This window comes from Rhodanobacter sp. KK11, from assembly GCF_033345435.1.
In the GTDB taxonomy this organism is placed as follows: domain Bacteria; phylum Pseudomonadota; class Gammaproteobacteria; order Xanthomonadales; family Rhodanobacteraceae; genus Rhodanobacter.
Genome location: NZ_JAWPMI010000005.1, coordinates 158,716 through 178,435, shown reverse-complemented (window position 1 = coordinate 178,435; position 19,720 = coordinate 158,716). Strand labels below are relative to the sequence as shown.

Genomic DNA, 19,720 nt, shown 5'->3' with positions numbered 1-19,720 from the left:
TGCCCGCTGCCGGCGGCGATAATGCGTGACTCCCACCCGCAAGGCGCCCCGCGATGACCGAGAAGACCGTACTCAACGCCACCCATCGTGCGCTCGGCGCGCGCATGGTCGACTTCGGCGGCTGGGACATGCCGATCAACTATGGCTCGCAGATCGAGGAGCACCATGCGGTGCGCCGCGATGCCGGCATGTTCGACGTCTCGCACATGACCGTGATCGACCTGCACGGCACGCGCACCCGGGAGTTCCTGCGCCACCTGCTGGCCAACAGCATCGACAAGCTGAAGGTGCACGGCAAGGCGCTGTACTCGTGCATGCTCAATGAGCGCGGCGGGGTGATCGACGACCTGATCGTGTACTACCTCGGCGAGGAATTCTTCCGGCTGGTCGTCAACGCCGCCACCCGCGCCAAGGACCTGGCCTGGATCGAAAATCAGGCGAAGACGTTCGACGTGCAGGTGAAGGAGCGTCCCGAGTTCGCCATGATCGCGGTGCAGGGCCCGCATGCGCGCGCGAAAGTGCTGGGCCTGCTGCACGAGGTGGATCGCGCGCGCATCGAGAAGCTGGGCAAGTTCACCGCCGCGGCGGCGCAGGGTCCGAACGGCATGCCACTGTTCGTGGCGCGCACCGGCTACACCGGCGAGGACGGCTTCGAGATCATGGTTCCGGTCGAGCATGCCGTCGCACTGTGGGAAACGCTCGCCGCCGCGGGCGTGGCGCCCGCCGGTCTCGGCGCGCGCGACACGCTGCGGCTGGAGGCCGGCATGAACCTGTACGGCCAGGACATGGACGAGAGCGTCACGCCGTGGGAGGCGAGCCTCGGCTGGACCGTCGCACTGGACGAAGGCCGCGACTTCATCGGCCGCGCCGCGCTGGAGCAGCAGAAGGCCGCCGGCGTGCCGCGCGTGATGGTCGGCCTGGTACTGGACGAGAAAGGCGTGCTGCGCCACGGCCAGAAGGTGCTGACCGCGAACGGCGAGGGCGAGATCCTTTCCGGCAGTTTCGCGCCGACCCTGAACAAGGCGGTGGCGTTTGCGCGCATCCCGGCCGGCGAGCCGGGCGAGGTGCATGTCGACATCCGCGGCCGCGACGTGCCGGTGCGCCTGGTGAAATACCCGTTCGTGCGCGACGGCAAACCCTGCGAAGGAATCTGAGCGGCATCGCGTCGCGGTACATTCTTCCCCCGGCGGATGTCGCTAGAATCACGCCGGTAACCCGAACCAACCCAACGACTGGACCCCGATCATGAGCGAGATTCCCGGCGATCTGAAATTCCTCAAGTCCCACGAATGGGCCCGCGCCGAAGACGATGGCCTGGTCCGGGTGGGCATCTCCGACCACGCGCAGGGCCAGCTCGGCGACCTGGTCTACGTCGAACTACCCGAAGTCGGCTCCGCCGTGCAGGCGGGTAGCGGCGCGGCCGTGGTGGAATCGGTGAAGGCGGCCTCGGACATCTACTCGCCGGTTTCCGGCGAGGTCGTCGCGGTCAACGAGCTGCTCAACGACAAGCCCGAGACCATCAACGAGGACGCCTTCGGCGAAGGCTGGATTTTCCTGGTGCGTCCCAGCGACCGCGCCGAGCTCGACGAGCTGCTCGACGCGAACGAGTACGAAGAGCTGATCGAGAACGAAGACCACTGAGCTCACCCACGATCATGTTCGACCCTGCCGGCCGCCCAGTGCGGCCGGCGCCGTTTCCGGGGAGCGCGATGCGTCGTCTGCGTCGTGCGTTCGGGTATTTCCCTCCCGCGCATGCCGTGGCTGGTTGCCCGCAGATGCGCTGCCGCGCGTCCCGATGAAATCACCTCGACGCACGCGTCACCCAGGTGCGTCTTCGTCGATGCAGGCGCGCGTGGAATGACGTCGTATCGATGCTCTGAAGGGAGAGTGGGCGGAGGCGCCGCACGTCCCGTTCGCGCCTTCGCCGGGGCGTGGGCATGGGCCGCGGGAAAAAATTTCTTGTCCGTTCCGGGATGCGATCCGGCCCAGCTCGGTCGTGTTCCGTTCATCTGCCGAGAGCCGTCTTTCGGGGTGGGATTCGCCTTGCGCGGAAGGTGGCTTGTGTTGGTCGCTTTGTGCTTTGTCGTCTGGCGCATGCCTTGAAACCCTTGTGTGCCAAGGGTTTCCGGGTTATGCCATATTTTCGATAAAAAACTATTTAGACGTTTAGACGTCTATTTGATGATATGCCAAATTGCCCCGGAAGCCTTGTTGCGGCAGGCTTTGGGCCGGTTCGGGGCGGGGCGGGGCGGGTTGATTTAATGACTGAAATCAATTGACAGCCGAAATCTTCGGGGATAGCTTTCGCAACAGATCACGGGGAATGCGTTTTATGGCAACAACGAAATTCATCAAGCCGTATGTCGAGCACGGTGAAAAGGCCAATGCAGTACGCAAGATCACTGTCTCGATTCCGCTGCATGTGCTGCGGCGGCTTTCCGATTTGCGCACTCACCGCCAAGTGAACAACCTTCGGCACGCCACCAACAGCGATGTGTTGGTCGAGGCGTTCCTGCACGCTTTTACTGGGCAACCACTGCCAACTGATGAGGAGCTAAGACGAACCATGGCCACTGCCAAGAAATCCGCTGCAAAGAAACCGGCTGCCAAGAAGGCCGCCGCCAAGAAACCCGCCGTGAAGAAGGCCGCCGCCAAGAAGCCGGTTGCCAAGAAGCCGGCCGCCAAGAAGGCTGCTGCGAAGAAGCCGGCCGCCAAGAAAGCGGCCGCCAAGAAGCCGGCGGCCGCCAAGAAGGCTGCTGTGAAGAAGGTCGCGAAGAAGGCTGCGCCGAAGAAGGCTGCCGCCAAGAAAGCTGCACCGGCCAAGGTGGTGAAGGCCACCAAGACCGCGAAGGCCAAAGCGAAGAAGTAAGGCGACACGCAACACCCTACAATAAGACAAGCCGTCGACTTCTCTCCCCGCGGTGCCCAGCGCGGGGAGAGCACTTCGAGAAGCCTTCGTCCCGGCCTGGCCGGGACGCTTCGTTTCAGGGGACGGAAAATCCTTTCGCGCCGCGCGCCGTACCTCCCCTTGCCCGTCCGCCCCGTTTTTCCGGCGCCCCGCGCGGCGGCTTCCGGCGACGGATTTCTGCCGGTCGCCGCAGGCATGCGTGTCATTTGCCGTGCTGCGTGGTTGGAGTTACCTTCTGCACATCCGCGCCGCGGCGAATCCGGGGATTTGCCGCTCCTGGATCGACAGGGGGAAAAAGCGCGGGTATCTGTCGACACTCAGTGAGAGACCATGGATACCCGATACATATCTGTTACGCATCGGCATGCGCGCGGGGCCGTTCGGCCGCTGGTCATTGCCATCATCGCCATCTTCGCCCTGCTCGCCGCAGGCGCATGGTTTCTGATCATCCAGCCGCACCAGGAACTGGTCCTGGCCGACTCCGGCGGCCATCCGTCCACGCCGGTTGCCGTCGCGACGCGGACGGCGCCACCGCCGGCCAACGTGGGGGCGATGGACGTCAACCAGCTGCTGGCCGAGGCGCGCACCGCGATGAACGAGCAGCGCTACCTGGCGCCGACCGGCAACAACGCGTTCGAGTTCTACCTGCGCGTGCTGGAAAAGGAGCCCGGCAACAAGGTGGCTTCCGATGCGCTGCGCGAGACGTTCCCGTTCGCGGCCACCTCGGCCGAGCAGGCGATCAACTCGCGCGATTTCAGCGAAGCGCAACGCCAGATCGACCTGCTGGCAAAAGCCGATCCGGCCAACTTCACCCTGACCATCCTGCGTTCCAAGCTGGATGCGCAGCGCAAGACGCTGGACAAGCAACAGCAACTGGCGCTCGATCAGGAAAAGGCCGCGCAACTGGCCGCCCAGAAGGCGGCGGCGGACAAGCAGGCGGCGGAGCAGTTGGCCGAGCAGCAGAAGGCCCAGCTGGCCGAACAGCAGAGGGCGGAGCAGGCACGCCTTGCGCAGGCATCGCGCCAGCAGGCTTCGGCGAACACGGCGGCGAACACGGCGGCGGGCGACGGCAGCAGCCCGGCGGCGGACGGCGGCAGTGCGGCTGGCGCAAACGTGGCGGCGGTGCTGGTGAAGGGGGCGGCGGCGCGCTACCCCACGGCCGCGATGCGGGCACGCCAGGAGGGCTGGGTGGTGGTGTCGTTCACCGTCGATCCCGACGGTAAGACCAGCGACGTGAAGGTGGTCGAGTCGCAGCCGCGCCATGTCTTCGATCGTGCCGCCATCGACGCAGTGGAGCGTTATCGCTTCAACCCGGCGATGAAGGACGGCGTGGCCGTGTCCAGCGTCAAGCAGCAGCGGATCGAGTTCAAGCTCTGATTCCGGCGTGACGGCGACAACCCGGCGGCGCATGTCTCGCATGCGCCGCCTTTTTCATGGCCGATTGCGGCTCAACGGTGACGCGGCGCGCGGCGCTGCGCGCGCGCCTTCGGCTTTGCCTTCGGCTTTGCCGCCGCCGGCTTGGCGGCGCGGTCGAGGTTGGCCCAGTCCACGTGCGGCAGGCCCAGCAGGTCGTCGAACACCATCGGCATCAATCCGCTGGGCGTGGGGCCGGTGGAGTTCCACAGGGTGACCACGCCGGCCCGGTACTTCGGGAAGAAGCCGATCATGGTGCGATAACCCGCCACGGCGCCGGCGTGGTAGATCAGGGTCTCGCCGCCGTATTCGTAGACACGCCAGCCGAGCGCGTAGTACGCACTGCTCAACCGCTCGCGGCGCCAGGGCGTGGCGTGCAATTCGCTGGGGGTGGCGACGCCGGGGGTGTGCAGCATGTCCAGCAGCGAGGTGGACAGCACGTCCGGACGGCCGCCCATCTGGGCGATCAGCCATTTCTCCATGTCGCGCAAGCTGGCATTGACGCCGGCTGCCGGCGCGACGCGGTAGTAGGTTTCGTTCGGCTCGAACGGCACCCAGCCCCGACTGCTGGCACGGTGCGGGCGCGCCCAGCTCTTGCTGGATTCCAGCGCCGCGCGGCCGTAGCTGGCGGTGGCCATGCCCAGCGGATAGAAGATGCGCTTGTCGACCTGGTGGTAGAAGAAGTCGCCGGTGCGCGCGAGCACCACGTCGCCGATCATGCTGAAGGCGACGTTCTGGTAGCCGTAGCACTGGCCCACGCCGCAGACCATGTCGACTTCGTCCAGCTTGCGCACCAGCTCTTCGTACGAAGTGTCGCCCTCGAGCATGTTGTCGTAGGTGTTGCGCGGCAGGCCCAGCCGCTGCCCCAGGATGTCGCCGACGGTGGCCTGCGCGGCGGCCTGCATGTCCTTCAGCTTGAAGTACGGCAGCACGTCGACGAGCTTCGTGTCCCAGCCCAGCTTGCCGTCGTCGACCAGCAGGCCGGCGATGGTGGCGGCGAACGCCTTCGACAGCGAGGCGAGGCGGAACACGGTATCCGGCGTGACCGGTTGCTTGGTGGTGGCGTCGGTGTAGCCGACGGTGCCTTCGTAGACCACTTTGCCGTCGATCACCACCGCCGTGGCCAGACCGGCCACCGCGTCACGCTGGGCGATGCGGTTCAACCAGCGCTGGTAGTCCGCGAGGGTCTGCTTGACACGCTGCGACGGAAGCTTCTCCGGCGCGCTGTCGACGCTGGTCGTCAGCATGGCGGGAGCGGGGGAGGCGGGCGACGCGGCGGTCCGGATCGGCAGGCAGACCAGCCCCAGTGTGCCGGCGATCAGCAGGAAGATCTTTTGAAACTGCATGGTATTCTGGCGTGGTTCGGCGTGGGGATGCGCCGTGGGAATGGGGAACCTGACGATGGGCCTGATCGTTTTTCTGATAGTCGTCGTTCTGATTGTCTTGTACTTCGTGGCGATCTACAACGGACTGGTCACTTCGCGCAACGGCTACAAGAATGCGTTTGCGCAGATCGACGTGCAGCTCACCCGCCGCCACGACCTGATTCCGAACCTGGTCGAGACGGCCAAGGGTTACCTGGCGCACGAGCGCGGCACCCTCGAGGCAGTGGTGCAGGCACGCAATGCGGCGGTCAGCGGGCTGGCCGGCGCGAAGGCCAGGCCGGGCGACCCGTCCGCGATGCAGCAGCTGGCCAGCAGCGAAAACGCCTTGACCCAGACCCTGGGCCATTTGTTCGCGCTGCAGGAAGCCTACCCCGATCTGAAGGCGAACCAGACCATGATGCAGCTCTCCGAGGAGCTGACATCCACGGAGAACCGGGTGGCGTTCGCGCGGCAGGCCTATAACGATTCGGTGCTGACCTACAACAACAAGCGCGAGGTCTTCCCCGCCTCGTTCGTGGCGAACGGCTTCGGCTTTGCCGCGGCCGAGCCGCTCGCGATCGACAACCCGGCCGTGCGCGAGGCGCCGAAGGTCTCCTTCGGCTGATCGCCGCCGCGCCGCACCGCACGCCGCGGCGCATTCCGGGAGCTTGCATGGATTTCTTTGCGCAACAGGCGCGCGTGCGCGGCAGCAGTCGGCGTCTGGTGGCGCTGTTCGCGTTGGCGGTGGTCGCGATCGTGGCGGCGATCGACGCGGTGGTGTGGCTCGCCCTGGGCCATCATCCGGCTGACGGCGAGCCGGCCGCGTCGAACCTGCCGTTGCTGCTGGTCAGCAGCGTCGCGGTGATCGCCGGGATCGGGCTCGGCTCGCTGTTCCGCATCATCAGTCTGTCCGCCGGCGGCAAGGCCGTGGCCGAAAGCGTCGGCGCGGTGGCGGTGCCGCCGGATACCCGCGACCCGTCACTGCGCCGACTGCGCAACGTGATCGAGGAAGTCGCCATCGCGTCGGGCGTGCCGGTGCCGGACATCTACCTGATGGCCGACGAACCAGGCATCAACGCTTTTGCCGCCGGCTACTCGAGCTCCGATGCGGCGGTGTGCGTGACCCGAGGTTGCCTGGACAAGCTCAGCCGCGACGAGCTGCAGGGCGTGATGGCGCACGAATTCAGCCACGTGCTGAACGGCGACATGCGGCTCAACATCCGCCTGATGGGCCTGCTGTTCGGCATCCTGGTGCTGGCGGTGGCGGGGCGCAAGCTGCTGCAGTTCGGCGGCCGCGGCAGTCGTCGCGGCGGCAGCCAGCTGCTGCTGATCGGCGCCGCGCTGATGGTGGTCGGCTACATCGGCCATTTCTTCGCGCGCCTGATCCAGGCCGCGGTGGCGCGCTCGCGCGAAGCGTTGGCGGATGCCTCGGCCGTGCAGTTCACCCGCCAGACCCACGGTCTCGCCGGTGCGCTGAAGAAGATCGCGATCGACGTCGAAGGCTCCGCCCTGCAGGTGGCGAACAGGCAGGAAGTGGCGCACATGCTGTTCGGCGAGGCCGGCAGTTTCAACGCGCTGTTCGCCACCCATCCGCCCCTGCTGGAGCGCATCCGCGCGCTGGAGCCAGGCTTCAAGGAGGCCGACCTGGCGCGCATGGCGACGGGGATGCCGCGCGAAGCGGCGTCGCCACCGCCTGCGCGGGCGAACGCCGCGGCCGCCGCCTCCGACGCGCCGCGCAGGTCGGGGTCGCCGTTGCCACCGATGCTGACGGGCGTGCTGGCCGGCGGCGTGGCCGCGGCCGTTCCGTCGTTCCAGCGTGCGGCGGCCGTGCAGCAGACGCTGCCGTCGGGCCTGAACGAAGCCGTGCAGCAGCCCGAGTCGGCACTGACGGTGATGCTGGCGCTGGCGCTGTCATCGGAGGCGGAGCTGCAGCCGGCACAGCGCCGGATCGTCGCCGATGCGTTTGGCGACGACGTGCAGCGCGCCGTGCAGGCGCAGACTTCCGTTCTCGCCGCCTTGGCGCCGATCGCGCGCCTGCCGCTGGTCTCGCTGGCGTTTCCCGCCCTCCGGCAATTGCCCGACGGACGCCAGCAGACCTTGTTGCGCGCGCTCGACGATCTGGTCAAGGTGGATGGCCGGGTCGACCTCAACGAATACTGCCTGGCCCGGCTGCTGCGCATTCAGCTGAGCGAGGCGCGTGCGCCGCGCCGCGCGCCGGTCGATGGCATGAAGAAGCTTCCGGCGGCGCGCGACAGCGTGATCCTGGTCTGCACCGTCGTCGCCGCGGCCGGTTGTTCGGACCAGGCTGGCGCAAGGCGTGCATGGCTGTTTGCCATGCAGCAGGCGTTCCCCGGCGAGGCCATCGAGTGGACGCCGCCGCCGGCCGCCTGGCAGGCGCCGTTCGAGCGTGCGCTGGACGATCTGGACGGCCTGAGTCCGACCGCCAAGGAGCTGGTGATCCAGGCCCTGCTGCGCGCGGTCCACGCCGATGGCCAGGTCAGCGTGGAGGAGGCGGAACTGCTGCGGGTGATCTGCGCCAGCCTGCATTGCCCGCTGCCATTGTAGGAGCGCACTTCGTCCACGAAGGACGTCCTTCGGTCGCGCGCGATGCCTTTCGTCACGTGACGAAGAGCATCGCGCATGAAGTGCGCTCCTACAGGCTTCGTCCTTCGCCGCGGATCAGCGCGCTGGCGCGCTCGGCGATCATGATGGTGGGCGCGTTGGTATTGCCGGTGGGCAGGCTCGGCATGATCGAGGCATCGACCACGCGCAGCCTGTCCACGCCGCGCACGCGCAGCTCGCTGTCGACCACCGCGCGATCGTCGCTGCCCATGCGGCAGGTGCCGACCGGGTGGTAGATGGTTTCCGCCTTGCGCCGGATGAAGTCGACGTACTCCGCGTCGCTGCCGATGCGCCGCTCGGGAAACACCGGCGCGCCGCGAAACGGCGCGAATGCGGGCTGGTCGAGGATCTCGCGCGACAACCGCGCGGCCTCGATCATCAGCTTCAGGTCGTGGCCTTCCGGATCGCCGAGGTAATGGGCGTGGATCGCGATCGGCTGCGCCGGGTCGGCCGAATGCAGGCGCAAGCGGCCGCGGCTGTGCGGGTGCAGGTAGCACGCATGCAGGGTGTAGCCGTAGCCGGGCAGGCGGTGGCGGCCGTGGTCGTCGAGCAGCGCCGGCACGAAATGGAACTGCAGGTCGCAGCGCGCGTCGACGGCGTAGCGGCTGCGCACGAAGCCGCCGGCTTCGGCCACGTTGGAGCTGCCCGGCCCGTCGCGGTGGCGCAGCCAGCGCCAGCCGGCGGCCAGTTCGTTGAGGTGGTCGTAGCTGACGCGGTTCGGGTTGCCGTCGAGTGTGCAGATGTCCAGGTGGTCCTGCAGGTTGGCGCCGACCCCGGGCAGGTCGGCGAGCACCGCGATGCCGTGCTCGCGCAGATGGTCGGCCGGGCCAAGCCCGGACAGCATCAGCAGCTGCGGCGAATTGATCGCACCGCCGGCGAGAATCACCTCGTTCGCCGTGATCCGCTCGGCATCATGCCGGCCGCGACGCAGCTGCACGCCGACGGCGCGGCCGTGCTCGATCAGCACGCGCTCGACCAGCGCATGCGTGCGTACCTGCAGGTTCGCGCGCTCGCGCACCGGCTTCAGGAACGCCGTGGCGCTGGAGCAGCGCGCGCCATCGCGCTGGGTCACCTGGTACAGCCCGAAACCGGCCTGCCGTTCCCCATTGAAGTCGTCGTTGCGCGGGAAGCCGGCGCTCGCAGCCGCGTCGAGCAGCGCGGCCGACAGCACGTTGTGGTGGCGCAGGTCGGCGACGCCGAGCGGACCGCCGACGCCGTGCAGCGCGCTGGCGCCGCGGCTGTTGTCCTCGCTCTTCAGGAACCACGGCAGCACTTCGCGCCACGACCAGCGCGGATCGCCGCAGGCCTCGGCCCAGCCGTCGTAGTCGGCGGGCACGCCGCGCACGTAACACATCGCGTTGATCGAACTGGAGCCGCCCAGCGTCTTGCCGCGCGGCCACCACAGCCGGCGCTGCTCGAGTGCGGGCTCCGCTTCGGTGCGGTAGTTCCAGTTGAGCGCGCGGTTGTTGGCCAGCCGCGCGATGCCGGCGGGCATGTGGATCAGCGGGTTCCAGTCCGAAGGGCCGGCTTCGAGCAGCAGCACGCGTGCGGCCGGGTCGGCGCTGAGCCGGTTGGCCAGCACGCAGCCGGCCGAACCGGCGCCGACGATGATGTAGTCGTAGTTGTCCAAGGCGTTCCCCGCGCTTGACTGGATCGGTGGGGCCGCATGCTAGGCTTGCCGCGCCCCACGCCGGATGCTCCCGTGAGTTTGCCCCGCCCGCCATCAGTGGAACAAGCCACCGCGCCGATGTTGTCCGCGCTGGCGTTCTTCTTCGTGATGACTTCGTACTACATCATCCGACCGGTCAGGGACCAGCTGAGCGGTGCGGTCGGTTCGCAGTCGCTGCCGCTGTTCTATGGCGCGGTGTTCGTGGTGATGCTGCTGCTGACGCCACTGTTCGGCATGCTGGTGGCGCGCTTCCGGCGGCGGCAATTGCTGGGCTGGAGCTACAGTTTCTTCATTTTGTGCCTGCTCGCGTTCGTGCCTGCGTTCATGGCGCAGGAGCGCATCGGCGCGCGCGAGCTGGGCGTGCTGTTCTTCGTCTGGGTCAGCGTGTTCAACCTGTTCGTGGTGTCGCTGTTCTGGAGCTTCATGGCCGACATCTTCACCAGCGGCCAGGCGCGGCGGGTGTTCTCGCTGGTTGCGCTGGGCGGCATGGGCGGGGCGGTGTTCGGCCCGGGGCTGTCCCGGCTGCTGGTGCAACTGATCGGCGTGGCGCCGCTGCTGCTGGTCTCGGCGCTGTCGCTGTCGCTGTCGCTGGCCTTGTTGCTCCGCCTTTCGGCAAGCCACGCCCGCCAACCGGGCAGTCACGGCGAAGAGGCCGTCGGTGGTTCATTGTGGGCCGGGATCAAGGAACTGTGGTCGCGCCCGTTCCTGCGCTACATGGCCTTGCTGATGTTGTTCGGCGACGGTATCGGCACGCTGACCTATGCGCTGGTGGCCGATTACGCCAAGGCGAACTTCACCGATGCCGTGGCGCGCACCGCGTTCTACAGCAACCTCGATCTGGTGACGAACATTTTTGGCGCGGTCATGCAGGTGAGCCTGACCCGTTGGCTGCTGATCCGCCACGGCCCGGGCTGGGGTCTGTTGTTGCCGGCGCTGGTGAATGTGATGCTGCTCGGGGCGATCGCATGGCTCGGCGACGGCAACGTGTGGCTGTGGGGCCATGGCGTGCCGCTGCTGGCCATGATGCAGGTGATCACGCGCGGCTTCGCCTACGGCATGACCAAGCCGGCGGTGGATGCGCTGTACACGCGGGTGCCGCGCGAGACGCGCTACAAGGGCAAGAACTTCGTGGAGACCGCGGTGTGGCGCTTCGGCGACGTGGTGGTGACCAGCGCGGTGAGCGGTCTGCGCCTGCTGGGCTGGGGCATCGGCGGCCTGGCCCTGGCCGGCGCCGGCGTCGCCGCGCTGGCGGCGGTGGTGGCCAGGCGCGCCGGCTGGTCGCCGGACCTGGCGCCGGACGAACACGTGCCCGTCGGCGAGGGCACGAAAGCATCGGCTTGAGCCGATGCTTTCCCGCATCCCGAACCTCAACTGGTGATGTAGCGCTGCAGGTGTTCTATCTGCTCGGCCTGCGCGTCGATCACCGCCTTGACCAGGTCGCCGATCGAGATCACCCCGACCACCTTGCCGTCCTGCACCACCGGCAGATGGCGGACGCGACTGTCGGTGCACAGGCGCATGCAGTCGAACACGTCGGTGTCCGGACTCACCGTCAGCGGGGTGCCGCTCATGATGTCGGACACGGCAGTCTGCGACGAGGAGCGGCCCTGCAGGATCACCTTGCGTGCGTAGTCGCGTTCGGACATGACGCCGACCAGCTGCTCGCCGCGCATCACCAGCAACGCACCGATCCGGTGTTCGGCCATGTGCTTGATCGCTTCGAGTACGGGTGCATCCGGCTCGATGCTGTAGATCGCGTTGCCCTTGCCCTGCAGCAGATGTTTGACCTGGCTCATGCTTGGGTCTCCCAGCGGCCCGGACGGGCCGTCTGCAGCGAGTCTAGCGCCGCCGCCGGGCCGGCGTGTAGTGGAGTTGTAAAGCGGCCGCGCGGTGCTCAGCGCGCGGCATGCGGCGGCACGCGGCCTTCGATGTAGCCGGGTCCGCCGAGCTGGTACATCTGTCGCTGGATCCACTGCGCACGGCGCAGCACGTAGGCACTGGGCCGATCCGCATGCAGGCGCCGCGGGCTGGGCAGCACCGCGGCGAGACGGGCAGCCTGGGCCGGTCCGAGCTGCGCCGGCGTGGTGTGGAAATACGCCTCGCTGGCCGCGCCCACGCCGTAGATGCCGTTGCCCAGCTCGGCGACGTTCATGTAAACCTCGAGGATGCGCCGCTTCGGCCAGGTCAGCTCGATCAGCACGGTGAAGTACGCTTCCAGCCCTTTGCGCACGAAGCTGCGGCCGTTCCACAGGAACAGGTTCTTGGCGGTCTGCTGGCTGATCGTGCTGGCGCCGCGCAGGCGGCGGCCGTCGTCGGCGGCGTCGAGCGCGTCCTGGATGGAGTCGAGGTCGAAGCCGTGGTGGTACGGGAATTTCTGGTCTTCGCCGGCCACCATCGCCAGCGGCACCCAGCCCGATACCTGCTCCCACGGCACCCAGTGCTGGCGCAGCCGGAAATCCTTCTCGCCGTGGACCCAGGCGCCGAGCTGACGCTCCAGCATCACGGCCGACGTCCACGGCGGCACGAAGCGCAGCACCAGCACCACCAGCCAGCTCAGCGCCAGCCACCCCAGCAGCAGGATCGCCAGCGCGCGCAACAGGCGGCTCAGGCGAGGGTGTCGTCGAAACGGATGCGGCATGGCAATGTGCGCGGGAAGACACAGCCAGTATAAGGGGCGTTGTCCGCAAGCCAGCGCGCCCCCATCTGTGCCGCTTGACCTCAACGAGACCTCCTGCCGTGGAAAACCTGCCTGTCGACGACGTGCTGCATCGCTTCCTGCTGGAACGCGCCGGGGTGCGCGGCGCCCTGGTGCGGCTGGGGCCGGCCTGGCGCGAGGTGGCCGGCCGTGCCGACTATCCGACGGCGCTGCACGCCCTGCTGGGCGAGGCGCTGGCCGCCAGTGCGCTGCTGACCGGCAGCATCAAGCTGGACGGCGCACTGTCGATCGAACTGAAGGGCTCGGGCGCCTTGCGTCTGCTGTTTGCCGAGTGCAGCGACCAGGGTCGCCTGCGCGGACTGGCGCGCTGGAACGAGCCGCTGCCCGCGCCGCTGGCGCTGGACGCGCTGGCCGACGCAGTCATGGCGATCACCATCGGCAACGTGGACCGCGGCCAGCGCTACCAGGGCCTGGTCGAACTGCGGCACGCCGACCTGGCCGGTTCGCTGGAAGGCTACTTCACGAAGTCCGAGCAGTTGCCGGCGCGCATCCTGCTGGCCGCCGACGGCGGCCAGGCGGTCGGCCTGATGCTGCAGAAGATGCCGGGCGAGGGCGGCCGTGACGCCGTGCAGGACGACGACGCGTGGAACCGCGTGCTGCACCTGACCGCCACCCTGGGGGCACCGGAGCTGCTGGCCACCGCGCCGGAGCAACTGCTGTACCGGCTCTACCACGAGGAGTCGGTGCGCCTGTTCGAGCCGCGCGCGCTGGCGTTCGGCTGCAGCTGCAGCCGCGAACGGGTGACCTCGATGCTGCGCTCGCTCGGCCGCAAGGAAGTGGAGGCGGCGCTGGCCGCCCACGGCGACGAAATCGAGGTGGTCTGCGAGTTCTGCGCGCAGCGCTATCACTTCGACCGCATCGACGCCGAGCACCTGCTAAGCACCGGCGCGGCACCCGGCGCCGCGGGCTCGGCGGCGCAGTGAGGCGGTTCAGGCCGGCAGCGGCTTGTCCGCGCCGAGCCAGGTGCTGGCGGGCTGTGGCTCGGCAAACAGGAAGCCCTGGCCGTAGCGGCAGCCGACGCGCAGCAGCGCCTGTCGCTGCGACTCTTCCTCGATGCCTTCGGCGATCACCTTCATCCGCAGCGAATCGGCCAGCACCTGGATCGCGCGCACCAGCGCCAGACCCTGCGTCTCCGTTTCGTCGGGCGGCAGTTCGGTGATGAAGGAGCGGTCCACCTTCAGCGTCTCGAACGGGTACTGGTGCAGGTAGCTGAGCGAGGAGTAGCCGGTGCCGAAGTCGTCCAGCGCGATGCCGACGCCGCGCTCGCGCAGGTTCCGCAGCATCTGCTTGACCTGGGTCGGGTTCTCCAGCAGCGCGTGCTCGGTGACCTCGATGCGGATGCAGTGCGTCGGTACCGCGTACTGGTCGAACAGTGCCAGCAGCCGCTGGTCGAGGTCGGCCGAGCGGAAATGCCGGCCGGACACGTTGATGCTGATGAAGCCGTCGGTGCCGATCAGGCGCACGGCCTGGGTGCAGACTTGCTCGAAGATCTGCCAGTCGATCGCCTCGGCGCAGCCGCACTCCTCGGCGATCAGCAAGAAGTCGTGCGGCGGCAGCAGGCCGCGCTCGGGATGGTGCCAGCGCAGCAGCGCCTCGTAGCCGACCACGCGGCCGTCGGCCAGCTCCACGATCGGCTGGTAGAACGGTTCGAACTCGTTGCGGCTGAGCGCGTGGCGCAAGTCGCTTTCCATGTCCAGCAGCGACAGCGCCTCGCGGCGCAGGCGGTCGTCGAACATCGCCGCGCGGTGGCGGCCGCCGTCCTTGGCGTTGTACATCGCCGCGTCGGCGTCGCGCAGCAGTTCCTCCGGCTGGCGGTAGTGCGGGCTGGCCAGCGCGATGCCGATCGAGGCAGAGGTGAAGATCTCCTTGGTGCCGAGCCGGAACGGCGTCTGCAGCTCGCTGATGATGCGCTCGGCGATCAGCGTCGCCTTGTTGGTGTCGACGATGCCCTCCAGCAGCACCGCGAACTCGTCGCCGCCCAGGCGCGCGACCACGTCGCGGGTCTTCAGGCAGGCGCGGATGCGGCCGCCGACCTGGAACAGCAGGTCGTCGCCGACCAGGTGGCCGACCGAGTCGTTGATCACCTTGAAGCGGTCCAGGTCGATGAACAGCACGGCGAACTGTTCGTCCGGGTTCGCGGTGTAGCGCAGCATCGCCTGTTCCAGCCGTTGCAGCAGCAGGGTGCGGTTCGGCAGGCCGGTCAGCGAGTCGTGCAGGGTCTCGTACTTCAGCCGGCGCTCGACGCGCTCGCGCTCGGCGATCTGCTCGCGCAGGTCGCGGTTGGCCAGCGCCAGCGCGCGGGTACGCTCGGTGACGCGGCGTTCCAACCCGGCATAGGCCTGCTTCAGTGCCGCCGCGGCCTGTTTGCGTTGCAGCGCGTTGGCGATGTGGTAGCTGACGAAGGTCAGCAGCTCCTGGTCGCGCTCGCTGTAGGTGTGCTCCGGCGAGTAGCTTTGCAGCGCCAGCACGCCCATCGCCTTGCCGCCCCAGATCAGCGGCACGCCGAGCCAGCACACCGAGCGCGCGCCGAAATGGCTGATCTCGCCCTGCGCGCTGAGCCGGTCGATCTCCGCCGGCGTGGCCAGCAGCGGCTTGGCGTGGCGCAGCACGTATTCGGTGGCGCCGCGACCGTGCGCGCGCGGCGGGCGCACGTGGTCGACGTCGTCGACCGAATAGGGGAAGGTGAGGTGGCCGTTTTCTTCGTCGACCAGGGCGATGTAGAAGTTGCGCGCGTACAGCAGGCCGCTGATCACCTGGTGCATGGCCGCGTAGAACTTGTCCAGACTGTCCGAGGTGTTGGCCAGCTCGGCGATGCGGAACAGCGCCGCCTGCAGGCGTTCGCCGCGCTGGCGCTGCAGCACCTGCTGGCGCAGCACGCGGTTTGCTTCGCGCAGTGCGGCGGTACGGTCGGTCACCCGGCGGCCCAGCTCGATGTGCGCCTCGCGCCGTTCCAGTGCGGTCTGCACGTGCTGGGCCACGTAGTTCAGCAGTTCCAGGTCGTGCCGCGAGTAGTGCGTGTCGGCGCGGTAGCTCTGCATCACGATGCCGCCGACGACGCGACCGGCACGCAGCAGCGGCGCGCCCAGCCAGTGCTCGCAGCTGGGGCCGATCGGCACGAAACGGTCGCCGAACTGTTGCTTCAGCTCCTCGAACGAACCCATCAGCGGGCGGCCTTCCTGCAGCAGGTTCCAGGTCAGGCTGTGCAGCATGTCGTGCAGCGGCAGGCTCTGGTCCGGCGGCGGCGGATCGGTATCGGCGATGTCGACGTAGTAGGGGAAGCGGACGGTGTCGGTGGCGGCGTCGTACAGCACGATGTAGAAGTTTTCCGCGTACATCAGGCTGCCGACGATGGCATGCAGCGAGCGCATCATCTCGGGCATGTCGTGTTCGGCGCCGGCCTGCTCGGCGATCGCGTAGAGGGCGCGTTGCAGCCGTTCGGCCAGCGCCAGTCGCGAGATCGCCTCGTACAGGCGGCTGGTCTCGGCCAGCTGGCGCAGGCGGATGCCGGCCAGCCGGCCCAGCCAGTCCAGTTCGTCGCGCACGGGCCCGGGCAGCGGCAAGTCGGCCCACTCGAGCATCAGGGTGCGCGGGCCCTGCGGATCCTCGGCCAGGGTTATCTGCCCGGCCAACGGGGCGGGCTGCTCGTCCATGCGCCGCCAGCGCAGCCGGCCGCGGATGCCGAAGTTGTCCAGCATGAGCTCGCAGACTTCCATCACGCCGGCGGCATCGGGAGCCTCGAACAGCCGCTCGACCGCCGCATGCAGGGCCGCAAGATCCCGTGCCACCGGCGGTGGCTGGGAGGAACGGATCGTCGGTGTGGCGCTCATGGGGCTACGGCTGCTTCCGGGCGACCTGGCAGGATCGACGTGATGTACCTTGGTGGGCGTACCTTTATATCGTGTAAGTTCGCCCCCTCGCCAGTTTTCCGGGGCGGGAACCCGCAGCGGGCGAGGTGGTCGAAATGGAAAGCGGATGTCGCCGTTTTGTGCGTTGTGACGGGTTTCCCGGGTGTTAGTAAAACGTAAAACCGGGTATACTGGACCCCAAGTATCCTCCATCGAGCGAGTCATCGGTCCATTGCCATGCGTCGCCTGTCTGCCCTGCTGCTGATCCTGTTGCTGCCGCTCGCCGCGGCCGGGCAGTCTGCGGGCGGCGACAACGGCATGGCGGAGCGCCTGCTGGCGCAACCGCCGGACCAGACCGCCGATGTCGGGCATGGCGTGGTGGTGCCGTTGTGGCGTGGCGCCGATGGTCGCCTGCTGGCGATCAAGGCGGATCGCAGCACCGGTGCCGAGGCCCTGCGCAAGAATGCGCCGCTGGCATTGCGGGTGGTGGACGCCTCCACGGTGATGACGACCGGCGTGGAATACGGGCTGGGGCCGCGGCTGCAAGCGCATGCGGAAGTCAGCGAGCAGTCGTGGGTGAGCCCGGGCCTGCGCGTATTGGGCAGCGAAGTGGGCGCCACCTATGAGGCGGGCCGTTACAGCCTGGGCGTCAGCGTCGGCACCAGCACCGCACCGAACCGGCGCGACATGCTGCCGCGCGTGCTGCCGGGCGCTGCGCCCGGCGTGGATGGCCTGTCCAGCTTCGACAGCAGCGCCCAGCTCAATGCGCACGGCCGGCTGGCCCTGGGCAGCAAGAGCGGCATCGACCTGGGCGCCAGCGTGGGTCGCATCCACCTGCTGCCTGGCAACTTGCTCGGCGTCGACACGCTGGACCAGAAGGCGCTGAGCTTCGGTGTCGACCACGGCCCGTTGAGTGGTGTGCTGACCGGCCGCACGATGCAGCCGCAGGCTGGCATTCCGGGCGGCCTCAATGCGGACCGGCGCTGGAACAGCATCGACCTTGGCGTGACCTGGCGCTTGCCGTGGCGCGGCTCGCTGAGCGTCGGCGCGCAGAACCTGTGGTCGTCCGGCACGCCGGCCAACACGCCGGCAGGCCCGGAGCCGGACCAGTCGCGCACGCCGTACGTGCAGTATCACCAGGATCTCTGACCGCTCCCTTCCGATGGGTCATGAAAACGCCGTCGCCCATGCGACGGCGTTTTTCGTTGCGGCGGCAGCGCTTCAGTCCTGCCTGCGCACGCGCAGGTCACCGCTGAAGGTCTCGATGTTGATCCTGCCGTCGCCGTCGCCGAGGCGGGCGTCCAGCGAGCTGCCGGGACCGTGCTCGGGTTTCTTCGCAGTGCCGAAGTCGCTGCGCAGATCGCCGCTGAAGCTGCTCGCATGCAGGCTGGCGGAAGTGTTTGCGGGCAGTTGCAGCTGCACGTTGCCGCTCATGCTGTCGATGCCGATGCTGCCGGCGGAAGCCAGCGCGCCGCCCAGCTGCACGTCGCCGGATACCGTGCTGAGCGTGAGCTTGCGCCACGGCCCGCCATGGGCCTGGATGCGGCCGGAGATGGTCTGCAGCTCGACCTCGCGGCCCAGCGCGGGAGCGAGGATGTCGCCGCTGACGGTCTGCAGCGCAGCCTGCTCGGCGTGCCCGGCCTGTTCGATGTTGCCGCTGACGCTGTCCACCTTCAGCGATGGCGTGCGTGCGTTGATGCGCGCCTTGCCGCTGACCGTGTTGATCTGGATGCTGCCGCCGTCCATGCCGTCGATGACCAGCGGCGCGCTGACCACGTTGACGTCCAGCGAGGCCGCCCTGGGCACGTGCAGCTCCAGCGTGGTCGGCGCCATCCTGCTGTCGCCGCCCCAGTTGAACCAGCCGGAGCCGCCCTGCGGCTCCACCTTGATCTCCAGGTCGCCGTTGCTGCCGGCGATCGCCAGCGGCTTGGCGCCGTCGCCGAGCCGGCCGGTGACCTGTACTTCGTTGCGGTCCCAGGCGTTGACGCTCACCGTGCCGGCGATGTTGCCGATGCTGATGCGGGCGGTCGGGGTGGCGTCGTGGCGCAACTGGATCGGCGTGTCGGCCAGGGCCTGGCCGATGCAGAAGCACAGCAGCAGGGGAAGATAGCGGGTGGTCTTCATGATCGTTCCTGGTGGTATCAGCCGGCCTGGATGGCTAGCTGGCGCAGTTGCGCCTGTTGCTGTTCGGTGCGATCCAGCAGGCGCTGCAGCGCCGGAGAGTGCGGTGCCTGCTGTAGCGCCAGGTGCAGTTCCATCTGCGCGGCGTCCAGTTCGACCGCGGCACCGGCAAGGCGCGGGTCGGACGGTTTCCATCGAGTCGGGGACGTCGTGTTGCCGGCGAGCGGTGCGGCCGTCGGCGCCTGCAGCACGCGCCAGCCGATGCCACCGGCGAGCAGCAGCGAGGCGGCGAGAGCAGCGGCGAGCCAGCGCCGGCGAGGTGCCGGCCACGGCTCGCGCCACACCGGGTTCGCGGCGGCCTGCGTGCGTTCGACGTCGTCCAGCGCGGCATCGATCGCATCCCACAGGTCGCGCCGCGGCGCCAGCGGCTGGCGCAGGTCGCGCAACTGGCGGCGCCATTCGAATTCGTTCATGAGCTTTCTCCCAATACTTTGCGCAGCAGGCCACGGGCCCGATGCAGCTGCGCTTTCGACGTGCCGACCGCCATGCCCAGCTCGCCGCCGATCTCCTCGTGCCGCCAGCCCTCGATGTCGTGCAGCACCAGCACGGCGCGTGCGCGCGGCGGCAACTGGCCGATGGCGCGTTCCAGCTCCTCGCGCTCGGCGGCGCAGAACGGCGTTTCGCCGGCATCGGGCAGGTGTTCGTCGTCGAGCATGCTGACCGGGTCGGCACCGCGCGCGCGGATGTCCATCAGCGCCACGTTCACCGCTAGCCGGTACAGCCAGGTGCCGAACGCGCTTTCGTGGCGGAAGCCGGGCAGTTTCTGCCAGGCGCGGACGAACGCATCCTGGGTGAGGTCCTCGGCGCGGGCATGGTCGTAGCCGGCGAGCCGGTACAGCGCGCCATAAACGCGGCCGACGTGCAACCGGTACAGCCGCTGGAACGCGCGGCGGTCGCCGGCGGCCGCCGCGCGTACGTCATCGCTGTCGTTGGCTCCCGCTGGGGCAGACGACATGGAACTTCCAAGGGCAGGGCAGGCAGCGCTCATCTTGCCAGCTTGGA

The 19,720-nt window shown here is 68.3% G+C and carries 17 protein-coding genes; 9 read left to right on the top strand and 8 right to left on the bottom strand.

The genetic code is table 11. The features are described from left to right. Nucleotides 1–53 precede the first annotated feature (53 nt). The 4 genes from gcvT (at nucleotide 54) to R5H19_RS14255 (ending at nucleotide 4,285) form a co-directional block, all read left to right on the top strand. Nucleotides 54–1,154, top strand: a complete 1,101-nt coding sequence (gcvT, locus tag R5H19_RS14270) for a glycine cleavage system aminomethyltransferase GcvT (RefSeq protein WP_318159694.1) — start codon at nucleotides 54–56, stop codon at nucleotides 1,152–1,154. A gap of 91 nt (nucleotides 1,155–1,245) precedes the next feature. Next, nucleotides 1,246–1,641, top strand: coding sequence for a glycine cleavage system protein GcvH (gene gcvH, locus R5H19_RS14265; protein WP_318159693.1), 396 nt, complete (start codon nucleotides 1,246–1,248; stop codon nucleotides 1,639–1,641). A 691-nt stretch (nucleotides 1,642–2,332) separates the two neighbouring features. Then, nucleotides 2,333–2,869 carry a met regulon transcriptional regulator MetJ gene (gene metJ, locus R5H19_RS14260; protein ID WP_318159692.1) on the top strand — a complete coding sequence of 179 codons (537 nt, stop codon included), beginning with the start codon at nucleotides 2,333–2,335 and terminating at the stop codon, nucleotides 2,867–2,869. A gap of 369 nt (nucleotides 2,870–3,238) precedes the next feature. Further along, entirely contained in the window at nucleotides 3,239–4,285 is a 1,047-nt protein-coding gene (locus R5H19_RS14255; protein ID WP_318159691.1) for an energy transducer TonB, read from the top strand. 71 nt (nucleotides 4,286–4,356) lie between these two features. Here the strand turns inward: R5H19_RS14255 and R5H19_RS14250 are convergent, their stop codons facing one another. Then, the gene (locus R5H19_RS14250) at nucleotides 4,357–5,667 is read right to left on the bottom strand and encodes a serine hydrolase domain-containing protein (protein WP_318159690.1); all 1,311 of its coding nucleotides are present in this window, start codon (nucleotides 5,665–5,667) and stop codon (nucleotides 4,357–4,359) included. 55 nt (nucleotides 5,668–5,722) lie between these two features. Here R5H19_RS14250 and R5H19_RS14245 point away from each other — a divergent pair, with 55 nt between their 5' ends. Together R5H19_RS14245 and R5H19_RS14240 are read left to right on the top strand one after the other, a co-directional pair. Next, complete coding sequence (locus R5H19_RS14245; protein WP_318159689.1) at nucleotides 5,723–6,310, top strand: LemA family protein; 588 nt, start codon at nucleotides 5,723–5,725, stop codon at nucleotides 6,308–6,310. 47 nt (nucleotides 6,311–6,357) lie between these two features. Next, a complete protein-coding gene (locus R5H19_RS14240; RefSeq protein WP_318159688.1) occupies nucleotides 6,358–8,250 on the top strand; it encodes a M48 family metallopeptidase in 1,893 nt (630 codons plus the stop codon). 88 nt (nucleotides 8,251–8,338) lie between these two features. Here R5H19_RS14240 and R5H19_RS14235 read toward each other — a convergent pair whose 3' ends face one another. After that, on the bottom strand, nucleotides 8,339–9,937 hold the full coding sequence (locus tag R5H19_RS14235) for a choline dehydrogenase (RefSeq protein ID WP_318159686.1): 1,599 nt from the start codon (nucleotides 9,935–9,937) through the stop codon (nucleotides 8,339–8,341). Between the two features lie 117 nt (nucleotides 9,938–10,054). Between R5H19_RS14235 and R5H19_RS14230 the strand changes: the two genes are divergently transcribed. Further along, nucleotides 10,055–11,317: an MFS transporter gene (locus tag R5H19_RS14230; RefSeq protein WP_318160201.1), complete on the top strand. Its 1,263-nt coding sequence runs from the start codon at nucleotides 10,055–10,057 to the stop codon at nucleotides 11,315–11,317. A gap of 26 nt (nucleotides 11,318–11,343) precedes the next feature. Here R5H19_RS14230 and R5H19_RS14225 read toward each other — a convergent pair whose 3' ends face one another. Further along, nucleotides 11,344–11,772, bottom strand: a complete 429-nt coding sequence (locus R5H19_RS14225; RefSeq protein WP_318159684.1) for a CBS domain-containing protein — start codon at nucleotides 11,770–11,772, stop codon at nucleotides 11,344–11,346. 98 nt (nucleotides 11,773–11,870) lie between these two features. Continuing rightward, nucleotides 11,871–12,614, bottom strand: a complete 744-nt coding sequence (mtgA, locus tag R5H19_RS14220) for a monofunctional biosynthetic peptidoglycan transglycosylase (protein WP_318159683.1) — start codon at nucleotides 12,612–12,614, stop codon at nucleotides 11,871–11,873. A gap of 98 nt (nucleotides 12,615–12,712) precedes the next feature. Here mtgA and R5H19_RS14215 point away from each other — a divergent pair, with 98 nt between their 5' ends. Next, the gene (locus tag R5H19_RS14215) at nucleotides 12,713–13,615 is read left to right on the top strand and encodes an Hsp33 family molecular chaperone HslO (protein ID WP_318159682.1); all 903 of its coding nucleotides are present in this window, start codon (nucleotides 12,713–12,715) and stop codon (nucleotides 13,613–13,615) included. A 6-nt stretch (nucleotides 13,616–13,621) separates the two neighbouring features. Here R5H19_RS14215 and R5H19_RS14210 read toward each other — a convergent pair whose 3' ends face one another. Then, the gene (locus R5H19_RS14210; protein ID WP_318159681.1) at nucleotides 13,622–16,519 is read right to left on the bottom strand and encodes an EAL domain-containing protein; all 2,898 of its coding nucleotides are present in this window, start codon (nucleotides 16,517–16,519) and stop codon (nucleotides 13,622–13,624) included. A gap of 255 nt (nucleotides 16,520–16,774) precedes the next feature. Here R5H19_RS14210 and R5H19_RS14205 point away from each other — a divergent pair, with 255 nt between their 5' ends. Then, nucleotides 16,775–17,686, top strand: a complete 912-nt coding sequence (locus R5H19_RS14205; RefSeq protein ID WP_318159680.1) for a hypothetical protein — start codon at nucleotides 16,775–16,777, stop codon at nucleotides 17,684–17,686. 72 nt (nucleotides 17,687–17,758) lie between these two features. On the opposite strand, the gene R5H19_RS14200 is transcribed toward R5H19_RS14205, so the two are convergent. Genes R5H19_RS14200 through R5H19_RS14190 form a run of 3 tightly spaced genes read right to left on the bottom strand, consistent with a single transcriptional unit; the run spans nucleotide 17,759 to nucleotide 19,673 of the window. Beyond that, nucleotides 17,759–18,661, bottom strand: a complete 903-nt coding sequence (locus R5H19_RS14200) for a DUF4097 family beta strand repeat-containing protein (protein ID WP_318159679.1) — start codon at nucleotides 18,659–18,661, stop codon at nucleotides 17,759–17,761. 17 nt (nucleotides 18,662–18,678) lie between these two features. Beyond that, on the bottom strand, nucleotides 18,679–19,131 hold the full coding sequence (locus R5H19_RS14195; protein WP_318159678.1) for a hypothetical protein: 453 nt from the start codon (nucleotides 19,129–19,131) through the stop codon (nucleotides 18,679–18,681). After that, nucleotides 19,128–19,673: an RNA polymerase sigma factor gene (locus R5H19_RS14190; RefSeq protein ID WP_318159677.1), complete on the bottom strand. Its 546-nt coding sequence runs from the start codon at nucleotides 19,671–19,673 to the stop codon at nucleotides 19,128–19,130. The genes R5H19_RS14195 and R5H19_RS14190 overlap by 4 nt, the downstream gene beginning before the upstream one ends. Between the last annotated feature and the right edge of the window lie 47 nt (nucleotides 19,674–19,720).

Excerpts from the sequence above, each read along its gene's own strand:
- gcvT (WP_318159694.1), top strand. The coding sequence starts at position 54 with ATGACCGAGAAGACCGTACTCAACGCCACCCATCGTGCGCTCGGCGCG.
- gcvH (WP_318159693.1), top strand. The coding sequence starts at position 1,246 with ATGAGCGAGATTCCCGGCGATCTGAAATTCCTCAAGTCCCACGAATGG.
- metJ (WP_318159692.1), top strand. The coding sequence starts at position 2,333 with ATGGCAACAACGAAATTCATCAAGCCGTATGTCGAGCACGGTGAAAAG.
- R5H19_RS14255 (WP_318159691.1), top strand. The coding sequence starts at position 3,239 with ATGGATACCCGATACATATCTGTTACGCATCGGCATGCGCGCGGGGCC.
- R5H19_RS14250 (WP_318159690.1), bottom strand. The coding sequence starts at position 5,667 with ATGCAGTTTCAAAAGATCTTCCTGCTGATCGCCGGCACACTGGGGCTG.
- R5H19_RS14245 (WP_318159689.1), top strand. The coding sequence starts at position 5,723 with ATGGGCCTGATCGTTTTTCTGATAGTCGTCGTTCTGATTGTCTTGTAC.
- R5H19_RS14240 (WP_318159688.1), top strand. The coding sequence starts at position 6,358 with ATGGATTTCTTTGCGCAACAGGCGCGCGTGCGCGGCAGCAGTCGGCGT.
- R5H19_RS14230 (WP_318160201.1), top strand. The coding sequence starts at position 10,055 with ATGTTGTCCGCGCTGGCGTTCTTCTTCGTGATGACTTCGTACTACATC.
- R5H19_RS14225 (WP_318159684.1), bottom strand. The coding sequence starts at position 11,772 with ATGAGCCAGGTCAAACATCTGCTGCAGGGCAAGGGCAACGCGATCTAC.
- mtgA (WP_318159683.1), bottom strand. The coding sequence starts at position 12,614 with ATGCCGCATCCGTTTCGACGACACCCTCGCCTGAGCCGCCTGTTGCGC.
- R5H19_RS14210 (WP_318159681.1), bottom strand. The coding sequence starts at position 16,519 with ATGAGCGCCACACCGACGATCCGTTCCTCCCAGCCACCGCCGGTGGCA.
- R5H19_RS14205 (WP_318159680.1), top strand. The coding sequence starts at position 16,775 with ATGCGTCGCCTGTCTGCCCTGCTGCTGATCCTGTTGCTGCCGCTCGCC.
- R5H19_RS14200 (WP_318159679.1), bottom strand. The coding sequence starts at position 18,661 with ATGAAGACCACCCGCTATCTTCCCCTGCTGCTGTGCTTCTGCATCGGC.
- R5H19_RS14195 (WP_318159678.1), bottom strand. The coding sequence starts at position 19,131 with ATGAACGAATTCGAATGGCGCCGCCAGTTGCGCGACCTGCGCCAGCCG.
- R5H19_RS14190 (WP_318159677.1), bottom strand. The coding sequence starts at position 19,673 with ATGTCGTCTGCCCCAGCGGGAGCCAACGACAGCGATGACGTACGCGCG.